The organism is Bizionia hallyeonensis, from assembly GCF_042657385.1.
Lineage (GTDB): Bacteria > Bacteroidota > Bacteroidia > Flavobacteriales > Flavobacteriaceae > Algorimicrobium > Algorimicrobium hallyeonense.
On the sequence record NZ_JBHSLA010000014.1, the window covers coordinates 1 to 3,408 of the forward strand.

At 32.7% G+C, this 3,408-nt stretch carries 2 protein-coding genes; both read right to left on the minus strand.

The features are described from left to right. Positions 1–231 precede the first annotated feature (231 nt). Positions 232–828 (minus strand): tetratricopeptide repeat protein, encoded by a 597-nt coding sequence (locus tag ACFPH8_RS14885; protein WP_376862231.1) that lies wholly within the window; start codon positions 826–828, stop codon positions 232–234. Between the two features lie 208 nt (positions 829–1,036). Continuing rightward, positions 1,037–3,058, minus strand: coding sequence for an AAA family ATPase (locus ACFPH8_RS14890; protein ID WP_376862233.1), 2,022 nt, complete (start codon positions 3,056–3,058; stop codon positions 1,037–1,039). Positions 3,059–3,408 lie beyond the last annotated feature (350 nt).

Genomic DNA, 3,408 nt, shown 5'->3' on the forward strand with positions numbered 1-3,408 from the left:
GTACTTGAAGTTTACACAGAAAATGTCAAAAACCAAGGCAAAAGCACTTGGTCTTATAGTTTCTAAAATAAATGGACTCCAAAACGGAATAAGCTTCAATTTCCACCAACCAAATTTTAATTAAATGACAGTTTTAAGAAAATTTAAAAAGCCCTAAAAAGGGCTTAATTGTGTTTTGAGCATAAATTTTTAGAGCGTTGCGCAACGGTTACCGGTGTTGGCAATAGTTTTTTATTGTTCATTTCCGAATATTGCGTTATATCCACCACCTTTATAGTTCTCAATAAGAGGTTGTATGGATTTAATATATTGCTTTTCAGATTCGGTCAGTTTCTTTTCTTTCATTCGGTCAAATTCCGCTAGAGCCTGCTCTTTTTCTCCAACAATAGTTTGTAACATTAAATATCCGATAAATTCCATTAAATTCTCTTCGTTTTTATATCGGATTTTAGGACTTTGCTCAAATGCTTTTTTATACAATTCCATTGACTCATTTAATTTGTCCATTTTCTCAAGAGTCATTCCTTTCAAAGTCAGTATAGAATTAAACTGTTTAATTTCGCTCGGAACTTTATTAAGAATTTCCAAAGCCAATTCAGGCTGTTCATTCCTCCAATAAGTTTTAGTCAGACTTTCAATTGTTGTAATATCAGTTGGTGCAATTTCAATAGCTTTTTTGTAGAACACAATGGCACTATCAGTTTTGTTTTCCATTTCGTACTCAATACCTTTTTCTTGGTACGCAACAACCAAAGGATTTCTTTCTTTTTTCTCGTTTTTACAAGAAAATATTAAGACTAAAATTGATATGTAGATTGCTCTTTTCAAATTATTGCCAACGGTCTTGTATATGGCTCGTGGCGTGCAAATAGGCTCTTTCCTTTCGGTTTAGCACAAGCCAGATTTTTAAATTTTACTATTTATCTTTTTTATTGGAAATCGTCAAATTTAAAAATTTGGCGACTTTCCAAATATGCTTTAACTTTGATTAAGCAACCAACTAGCTATGAGCTATATACGTTGTTGCCAACTGGCTTTATTTCAGAGCTTTGTTAATTTTATCAATTAATTTTTTCCAATGTTCAACTTCATCTTTTGTCAGTTTAGTTGAATCGTTTGTTTTGCACCATCTCAAAAACGCTTTTGCCAATTTATACTTTGAAAAATTAGGAACCTCTTGAGCAAATATGTCAATGATTGGTCGAGTTGGTTGAGAATCAGAAATCGATTTGCAATCTTTTGAATATTCAGATTTAACGATTTTAATCAAAGTTTCTCTTAACAAATCTTCAATTTCAGGTTTCGAAACAGAGGTACAGAAATCTTTCGTTCTTAATATGTTTTTATTCCCTAATGTATGCACTAAATTTTCTTGTTGTGCTGCTTGGTCTCCAGCTGCATCTGAATCGAGTAATGCAGCAATTTTCAAATTATGAGCGTGTAATATTGTAGCATAATAAACAACTTTACCTGCTGAATTGGCGAAAACAAGAGCAATTTTATTATCGAGATTAGCAACTTTATCTTCTCTCAATAAGGCTGAAGTTGCTTCAACATACCAATAATCAGTTAATCCTTCGAGAATTAAGTTTTTAGTTTGGGTAAATAAACTTTGAGCTAAATCATAACCCAAAGCTTCTTGTAATGGAAGAAGACCAGCTGGGTCACTCGAAGAAATAGTTGTGTGTACTTTTGTTCCTTCGTTTCGGTCTTTTAATTCAACTACTCTAACTAAATCCAATTCGTTAGAGCCTACAAGGAATGGTGAATGAGTTGTGTATATTGTTTGATTGGTAACTGCTAATCGTGAAATAGTTTCTCTAAAATCTCGTTGTTTTAAACCGTGTAAACTCATTCCAGGTTCGTCTAAAAGTAATATTGCATTTTTGTGTTTATCCATTGCTTCTGCAAAAAAGACGACAAAAAAGGAAACTAGCCATTGAAAACCCTCCGACCTTTGGTCTAATTCGATTTCAACACCCAATTCATCTTCTACAACAACTTTTAGGTACTGTCCATCTGCTGAAATTCTTAATCTTTCAGCCTCTGGTCTGTTTGGATTTGGATTCCAAATACTCTTAATCTCATTCGTTAACTTAATGCTTGCAGCATTTAGTTGATAAGTTCGATTATCAAGAGTGTCACGATATTCTTTTAATTCATCAGCATCATCTTTGTCAGGACTTTCAGTATTTCCAATTTCAGAAAGTTCCCTTGCAGTAAATCCGAGTAACTTTAATAAGCATAAATTACCATAGTCGTAATATTCATCCTCAAGAAGGTTTTTTTCGATTCGTTCTGCTAGATGTTCTAAATGTACAGACGGTTTTACTTTAAAATAGTTGTTGAACAATACGAAAACTGGTGTTCGTTTATCAAGAATTTTTAAAACTTCATCGTGTTTATTATTCTTTTTGAGCAACTCTAAAATTTTAGTATGTCTTTCTTCCTCTTTGGCGTTATCCTCATCAACCAAAGCGTAATTGTCATCTAAAAACTTTATAAGCTCTTTTGAGTTTTCTTCTGTGAATGTCTTTGATTCATAGAACGTTGAAGTCAAACCTGCCAAAATTTCGCTAGGTTTCTTTTCAGTAGTTTCTTCTGGATTTTGGTCGGCAAATTGCTTGTCTAAATGAGTTATTAACCTTTGCAAATCCTTTTTTACGTCTCCATAAGTAATTTTTGCAGGTGCATTGGTTAAAAAATGAATTCCTTTATTATTTAGTTTTCTGTAAACTACATAAACGCAATCGTGAAATTCTGTTGGAATTTCTGCCTTATCTTCTTCGTCAAGTTTAAAATGTCCTCGAACTACTTCAACGTCTTCTGCTTTAACTTTTTTGGTAGTGATGTCATTATATAACGACCTTGGATAATCTCGAATAATATCAAATCCTTTTACTCCTGTTGGGCGACTTAATTGTTGAAGTGCCTTTAATAAAACAGTCTTACCTGCTTCATTTGGACCAACCATAATTGTTTTTAATTCTTCAATGTCAAATTCGCCAGTATCTTTAATACTTCGATAATTCTGTACTCTAGCTTTTATTAATTTCATATAGTTGGTTTTTTTTCAGCTTGTTGGCAACGGTCTTGTGTATGATTTCGTTGCGTGTTTAAGCACTAAAGTTAGCAAATAAATCACAGATAGAAAGTCCGCGAGGACTTTCGTAAGTAGGCTCGAACTAGCAATGAATTATACACGTTGTGCCTGTTGCACAACTCTGTTGATAAAGTTACCACAATGGTTATAATCTTGCAATAAAAATCATTAACTTACTGATATGCAAGGCAAAAAGATATATCAGGAGAAGTTATTTACAGAATTTTTATTGAGTGAACGTGTACCAAAGCACAACTTTTATCGACAACTTAAAAGTGTATTAGATTTAAAGTATTTATACAAAT